We start from the raw sequence: 6,507 nt of genomic DNA, 5'->3' as shown, positions 1-6,507 counted from the left end.
CGGCGGCGCGCCGCCGGGGTTGCCCTCCGTCTCGCCCGTCCTCGACTCGTCGCTCACTCGACCGCCTCCTTGGGCCGGTCGCCGAGGGTGACCTGGATCGCCTTGCGCTTGCCGGCCCTCAGGACCACGATCTCCACCTCGTCACCCGGCGCCTTCGCCGTCACGGCCTCGGCCACGTCTTCGGGGTCGCTGATCTTCGTCCCGGCGACCTCGACGATGATGTCGCCGCCCTTCCCGTCCTCACCGCTCCCGCGGAGCCCGGCCTTGCGGGCGGGGCCTCCGCGCGCGACGGTGACGACGAGCGCGCCCTTCTGCTCCTTGATGTCGAGGGCCTCGGCGACCTCCTCGGTGATCTCGAGCGTCGAGACGCCGAGGTAGGCCCGGGCGATCTCGCCGTCCCGCTTGAGCCGCGGGACGACGTCCCGCACGGTGTTCGCCGGGACCGCGAAGCCGATGCCGACGTTCCCGCGCGCCGAGCCGCCGGTGAGGATCTGCGAGTTGACGCCGATCACCTCGCCCCCGGCGTCGAGGAGCGGACCGCCCGAGCTGCCCGGGTTGATCGGCGCGTCGGTCTGGATGACGTCGTCGATCTGGAAGCCGTTCGGGCTCTCGATCTCCCGCCCCTTCCCGGACACGATGCCCGCCGTCGCCGTGCGGTCGAGGCCGAACGGGTTGCCGATCGCGACCGCGGCCTGACCGACGCGGACGCCGTCGGAGTCCGCGAGCTCGAGCGGCGTGTAGTCGTCGGGGGCGTCGTCGGTGTCGATCTTCAGGACGGCGATGTCCGTCGAGGGGTCGGTGCCGACGACCTCCGCGTCGATCGCGTCGCCCTCCTCGTCGAAGCGGACGCTCACGTCCTTCGACCGGCCGACGACGTGCGCGTTCGTGATGATCGTCCCGGCGTCGTCGATGACGAAGCCCGAGCCGCTCGAGATCGCGCCCTCCTCGTCGTCGTCCTTCTCGTCGTCGTCGCCCCCGTCCGGGATCGGGAGGCGCGCCTCGACTCCGCCGTTCACGGCGCGGATCGACACGACACCCGAGCTCACCTCGTCGTAGACGACCTGCGCGGCGGTCGCCGGGACGCCCTCGTCGTCGCTCGCGGAGCCGGGGGCGGCCGCCGACGGGACCGCCGCGGCGCGCGTGGCCTCGTCGTCGTCGTCGTCGAGCGCACCGGCGCCGAGCAGCGTGCCGGCGGCGATGACCGCGCCGGCGATGCCGCCGGCGAACGCCGGTCCGAGGCGGGACTTGGGACTCATCGATGGAGCTCCTCGCAGGTCAAGGTGAGGCATGGTCCCCGGTCACCCCGCCGGTCCCTCGGGGAAGGGAGCCGGGTGGGGCCGGGCCGACGGGGCGCCGGTGGACCGGAGCGAAAGTGACATCCCCGCTGTCAGGTCGGGATAAGCCTCCCCATCCGGCCGCCGGAGCGCCGTCGCGGACCTTACGTCCGCTTCAGCTGGCTGCGCCATCGTAGCGGCCATGCGCGTGCTCATCGCCGAAGACGAGCCCCGGGTCGCCGACGGCGTCGCGCGCGGGCTGCGCCGCGAGGGCCTCGCGGTCGACGTCGCCCGCGACGGGACATCGGCGCTCGGGAAGGCGCGGGTCAACGAGTACGACGTCGTCGTCCTGGACCGCGACCTGCCCGAGATGCACGGCGACGACGTCTGCCGGACGCTCGGCGATGAGCAGCCGGGCACGAAGGTGCTCATGCTCACCGCCTCCGGCTCGGTCGCCGACCGCGTCGACGGTCTCGCGCTCGGCGCGGACGACTACCTCACGAAGCCGTTCGCCTTCGAGGAGCTCGTCGCGAGGGTGCGCGCCCTCGGGCGGCGCTCCGGGACGGCGCGGCCCGCGATCCTGCGCGCCGGGGACGTCGAGCTCGACCCCGCCCGGCGGACCGCGACGCGCGCGGGTCGCGACCTCGGGCTCACGCCGAAGGAGTTCGGGGTCCTCGAGGCGCTGCTCGCGGCCGACGGCGCGGTGCTCTCGCCGGAGGACCTCCTCGTCCGCGTCTGGGACGAGAACGCCGACCCGTTCACGAACACCGTGCGCATGACGGTGATGACCCTGCGTCGCAAGCTCGGCGACCCGCCGGTCGTCCACACGGTCGTCGGCGCGGGGTACCGGGTGTAGGCGGTGCTCTCCGCGCTGCGCGCGCGTCTCCCCCGGCCGACGGTGAGGCTGCGCCTCACGGCGCTCTACGCGGGGCTCTTCGGGATCGCGGGCGCGATCCTCCTCGTCGCCGCGTACCTCCTCGTCGAAGGTCCGGTGCGCCGCTCGGTGCCGGGCGCGGAGGCCGACGCGGCGCTCGCCGACGTCCGGCTCCAGCTCGCCCTCGCCGGCCTCGGCGCGCTCCTCGTCGCGGTCGGCGCCGGCTGGTGGCTCGCCGGCCGCGCGCTGCAGCCGCTGCGCCGGATCGCGGCGACCGCCGAGCGCATGGACGACGAGGCCCTCGCCCGCGAGCGGATCGCGCTGGAGGGCCCCGACGACGAGCTGCGGAGCACCGCCGCCGCCCTCGACCGGATGCTCGACCGCCTCGACGCCGCCTTCGACGCGCAGCGGCGCTTCGTCGCGAACGCGTCCCACGAGCTGCGCACGCCCTTGACGGTGATGCGCACGGAGGTGGACGTCGCGCTCGCCGACCCGGACGCGACCGTCGAGGAGCTGCGCGCGATGGCCGAGGGCGTCCGCGAGGCGACCGACCGCGCGGACGCCCTCGTCACGAGCCTCCTCGACCTGGCGCGCAGCGAGGCGGGCACGACCGGCGACGACGAGGTCGACCTCGGCCGCGCCGCGCGGATCGCCCTCCACCACGTCGCCGACGAGGCGCGGGAACGCGGGCTGCGCGCCGATCTCGAGATCGGCGCGGCACCGGTCCGGGGCGACCGCCGGCTCGTCGAGCGCGCGGTCGCCAACCTCGTCGAGAACGCCGTCCGCCACAACGAGCGGTCGGGCGCGGTGGTCGTGCGGTCGGGCACGGTCGGGCGCACCGCGACGATCGTCGTCGAGAACGACGGCGCGCGGCTCGACGACGCGGAGCTCGAGGAGCTCGTCCAGCCGTTCCGCCGCGGGGCGGGAGCCGGATCGCGGCCCACGTCCGGCCCCCCGGGCGCAGGACTCGGGCTCTCGATCGTCGCCGCGGTCGCGCGCGCGCACGGCGGCGATCTGGCGCTCCGCGCGCGGCCGCAGGGCGGACTCGTCGCGACGCTCGAGCTGCCGGCCGATGACGGCCACCACCCGGCGGGTGGCGGGGCCGCTCCGGCTACATCTCGCGGACGGTCACGTCCGGCTGCGACGGCGTCGCGCCGTCGCCGCGGCGCTCGCAGTCCCGTCCGCCCGGATCGCTGAGCGGGATCCCGTCGAGATGCGGCGCGACGCGAGGCGCCGGCGTCGCGGCGCTCTCGAGCTGCGCGGCGGTCGCGTGCATGCTGGCCACGGCGGTGCCGAAGGTCGCGAGGCCGCCCGCGATGACGAGGGGGAGCCCGAGGCGGCGAAGTCGCGACGTCATGACCGGGAACTTCACCATCCCGACCTCAACGGAGGCTCAACGCCGGCTGCGGCGGAGCTGAGCACGGCGAGCGCAGCCCCGGGAACGACGAAGGGCGCCCCGGAGGGCGCCCTTCGAGCGACTGCGGTGGCGTTCGCCGGAGCTACTTGAGCTCGACGGTGGCGCCGGCCTCCTCGAGCTCGGACTTGAGCTTGTCGGCCTCGTCGCGCTCGATGCCCTCCTTCACGGGCTTCGGAGCCTCGTCGACGAGGGCCTTCGCCTCCTTGAGACCGAGGCCGGTCGCCGCGCGGACGACCTTGATGACCTGGATCTTCTTGTCACCGGCGCCGGTGAGGACGACGTCGACGGTGCTCGACTCCTCCTCACCGCCGGCCTCGCCGCCGGCCGCGCCGCCGCCGGCCGCCGGGGCCGCCGCCGCGACGGCGGTCGCCGAGACGCCGAACTCCTCCTCGAGCGCCTTGATGCGCTCGGACAGCTCGAGCACCGAGATGCTCTTGAGCTCGTCGATCCACTCCTGGGTCGTGGGCATGCGTGTTCCTCCTATGCGTCGGCGGCGTCTGCAGCGTTCTCCGCCGACGCGTCCGCCTGGTCGTTGTCCGTCTGGTCAGTGGTCTTCGCCGCGTCGGCCTCGGCCTCCGCGGGTGCCTCGGCCTCGGCCTCGGCGGGTGCCTCCGTCGTGCTCTCGGCCGGCGCGTCGCCGGCCGGGATCTCGCCCGACTGCTTCTTCTCGAGCACGCCGCCGAGCTGCACGGCGATGCCCTGGATGAGGCCGTTCAGGCTGCGCACCACGCCGCCGATCGGCGAGGCGACGACGCCGACGAGCTGCCCGTAGAGCACCTCGCGCGACGGGAGCTTCGCGATCGCCTTGATCTGATCGGCGTCGATCGGCTCGCCGTTCATGAGCCCGCCCTTGAAGGCGAGGAGCTCGGAGGCGCGCTGCTCGTCCGAGAGGGCCTTCGCCGCGACGGCGATGTCGCCGCGGACGAACGTGAGAGCGGTCGGACCCTCGAGGTGGTCCTTGAGGCCCGGCATCTCCGCGGCGTCGGCGGCACGCTGCGTGAGCGTGTTCTTCACGACGCGGAACGTCGCGTCGGCGTCGCGGAGCTTGCCGCGCAGATCGGCCGCCTGGTCGACGCTGATCCCGCGGTAGTCGATGGCGAAGACCGCCTCCGACTCCTTGAGCTGCGCGGTGATCTCCTCGACCACCGCGACTTTCTCGTCTCTGTTCATGAGCCTCCTGTCCCGGGCTTCCCGCCCCCGATCCTCGTCGGGGGCGCGCCGGGGGTCTTCGGTGGCGCGACTGTGTGTCGGCTACGCCGCGGCGGGCGCGGCCTCCCCGAGGATGTCGCGGGTACGGGTGGGGTCGACCTTCACGCCCGGCCCCATCGTGGAGGCCATGGTGATGGTCTTGATGTACTTGCCCTTCGCCGCCGAGGGCTTCGCGCGGACGAGCTCCTCGATGATCGCGGCGTAGTTCTCGAGGAGCTGGCGCTCGTCGAAGCTCGTCTTGCCGATGACGAGGTGGACGATCGCGGTGCGGTCCGTGCGGTACTCGACCTTGCCGGACTTCGACTCCTCGACGGCCTTCGCGACGTCCATCGTCACGGTGCCGACCTTGGGGTTCGGCATCTTGCCCTGCGGGCCGAGGACGCGGCCGAGGCGGCCGACGAGCGGCATGAGGTCCGGGGTCGCGATGGCGACGTCGAAGTCGGTGAAGCCCTCCTCGACGCGCTTGGCGAGGTCCTCGGCGCCGACGATGTCCGCGCCGGCGGCCTCGGCCTCGGCGGCCTTCGGGCCCTGCGCGAAGACGGCGATCGTCACTTCCTTGCCGAGCCCGTGCGGCAGCGCGATCGTGCCGCGCAGCTGCTCGTCGGCGTGCCGGACGTTGAGGCCCGTGCGGACGTGGATCTCGACGGACTCGTCGAACTTCGCGCGGCTGAGCTGCTTGACGAGCGCGACCGCCTCGGCAGGCTCGTGCTCGCGCTCGCGGTCGACCCGCTGACGGGCCTCGACGTAGGCCTTCCCGTGCTTCGCCACTCAGACCACCTCCACGCCCATCGAGCGCGCGGTGCCGGCGATGATCTTCGCGGCTGCGTCGACGTCGTTCGCGTTCAGATCCTTCAGCTTCTTCTCGGCGATCTCGCGGACCTGGGCCTCGCTGATCGTCCCGACCTTGTCCCGGTGCGGCTCGGCGGACCCCTTGTCGAGCCCGGCGGCCTGCTTGATGAGGACCGCGGCCGGCGGGGTCTTCGTCACGAACGTGAACGAGCGATCCTCGTAGACGGTGATGACGACCGGGATGACGGTGCCGGAGTCCTGCTGCGTCTGGGCGTTGAACGCCTTGCAGAACTCCATGATGTTGATGCCGTGCTGGCCGAGCGCGGGGCCGACCGGCGGCGCGGGGCTCGCCTGGCCGCCGACGGCCTGCAGCTTGATCTGTGTGAGGACTTTCTTCGCCATGGGGCTGCGCTGCGCTTCCTAGATCTTCTTGACCTGGTCGAAACCGACCTCGACCGGCGTCTCGCGGCCGAAGATTGACACAAGGACCTTGAGCTTCGCCGCGTCCTGGTTGATCTCCGAGATCTCCCCGGAGAAGTCGGACAGCGGTCCGCTGATGACCTTCACCGACTCGCCGATCGAGAACTGCGCCTTCGTGGCGACCTTCTGGGCCACCTCGCGACGCAGGAGCCGATCGACCTCGGGCTGGGTGAGCGGGACCGGCTCGTTCGACGCTCCCACGAACCCGGTGACCCCCGGCGTGCCCTTGACGAGCTGCCAGGAGTCCTCGTCGAGCTCCATGTTCACGAGGACGTAGCCGGGCATCGTCCTCTTCTCAGAGGTCTTCTTCTCGCCGTCCTTCATCTCCGAGACCGTCTCGGTCGGGACGACGACCTGACGGATCGAGCGCTTCTGGCCGAGGGAGACGGCCCGGTGCTCGAGGTTCTGCTTCACCTTGTTCTCGTGCCCGGAATAGGTGTTGACGACGTACCAGCGGAACATGG

General features: G+C 72.7%; 8 protein-coding genes. 2 read left to right on the top strand and 6 right to left on the bottom strand.

What is annotated here, in order from left to right:
* Positions 1–53: 53 nt before the first annotated feature.
* A complete protein-coding gene (locus ACME2J_RS17355) occupies positions 54–1,256 on the bottom strand; it encodes a S1C family serine protease (protein WP_495546197.1) in 1,203 nt (400 codons plus the stop codon).
* 220 nt (positions 1,257–1,476) lie between these two features.
* Between ACME2J_RS17355 and ACME2J_RS17350 the strand changes: the two genes are divergently transcribed.
* Positions 1,477–2,130, top strand: a complete 654-nt coding sequence (locus tag ACME2J_RS17350) for a response regulator transcription factor (RefSeq protein ID WP_495546196.1) — start codon at positions 1,477–1,479, stop codon at positions 2,128–2,130.
* A gap of 42 nt (positions 2,131–2,172) precedes the next feature.
* Positions 2,173–3,345 carry a sensor histidine kinase gene (locus ACME2J_RS17345; protein WP_495546195.1) on the top strand — a complete coding sequence of 391 codons (1,173 nt, stop codon included), beginning with the start codon at positions 2,173–2,175 and terminating at the stop codon, positions 3,343–3,345.
* Positions 3,346–3,647: 302 nt separating this feature from the next.
* Here the strand turns inward: ACME2J_RS17345 and rplL are convergent, their stop codons facing one another.
* From rplL to nusG, 5 genes are all read right to left on the bottom strand, one after another.
* Positions 3,648–4,034 (bottom strand): 50S ribosomal protein L7/L12, encoded by a 387-nt coding sequence (gene rplL / locus ACME2J_RS17340; protein WP_495546194.1) that lies wholly within the window; start codon positions 4,032–4,034, stop codon positions 3,648–3,650.
* Between the two features lie 11 nt (positions 4,035–4,045).
* Positions 4,046–4,735: a 50S ribosomal protein L10 gene (rplJ, locus tag ACME2J_RS17335; protein WP_495546193.1), complete on the bottom strand. Its 690-nt coding sequence runs from the start codon at positions 4,733–4,735 to the stop codon at positions 4,046–4,048.
* An 81-nt stretch (positions 4,736–4,816) separates the two neighbouring features.
* Positions 4,817–5,542, bottom strand: coding sequence for a 50S ribosomal protein L1 (gene rplA / locus ACME2J_RS17330; RefSeq protein WP_495546192.1), 726 nt, complete (start codon positions 5,540–5,542; stop codon positions 4,817–4,819).
* The gene (gene rplK, locus ACME2J_RS17325) at positions 5,543–5,965 is read right to left on the bottom strand and encodes a 50S ribosomal protein L11 (protein WP_495546191.1); all 423 of its coding nucleotides are present in this window, start codon (positions 5,963–5,965) and stop codon (positions 5,543–5,545) included.
* Positions 5,966–5,983: 18 nt separating this feature from the next.
* On the bottom strand, positions 5,984–6,505 hold the full coding sequence (gene nusG / locus ACME2J_RS17320) for a transcription termination/antitermination protein NusG (protein ID WP_495546190.1): 522 nt from the start codon (positions 6,503–6,505) through the stop codon (positions 5,984–5,986).
* Positions 6,506–6,507: the final 2 nt, after the last annotated feature.

The organism is Paraconexibacter sp. (assembly GCF_059438195.1).
This window is presented reverse-complemented; position numbering and strand designations above follow the sequence as displayed.

What these genes read in the sequence shown, in the direction of transcription:
- ACME2J_RS17355 (WP_495546197.1), bottom strand. Translation starts at nt 1,256, where the DNA reads ATGAGTCCCAAGTCCCGCCTCGGACCGGCGTTCGCCGGCGGCATCGCC.
- nusG (WP_495546190.1), bottom strand. Translation starts at nt 6,505, where the DNA reads ATGTTCCGCTGGTACGTCGTCAACACCTATTCCGGGCACGAGAACAAG.
- rplJ (WP_495546193.1), bottom strand. Translation starts at nt 4,735, where the DNA reads ATGAACAGAGACGAGAAAGTCGCGGTGGTCGAGGAGATCACCGCGCAG.
- ACME2J_RS17350 (WP_495546196.1), top strand. Translation starts at nt 1,477, where the DNA reads ATGCGCGTGCTCATCGCCGAAGACGAGCCCCGGGTCGCCGACGGCGTC.
- rplL (WP_495546194.1), bottom strand. Translation starts at nt 4,034, where the DNA reads ATGCCCACGACCCAGGAGTGGATCGACGAGCTCAAGAGCATCTCGGTG.
- rplK (WP_495546191.1), bottom strand. Translation starts at nt 5,965, where the DNA reads ATGGCGAAGAAAGTCCTCACACAGATCAAGCTGCAGGCCGTCGGCGGC.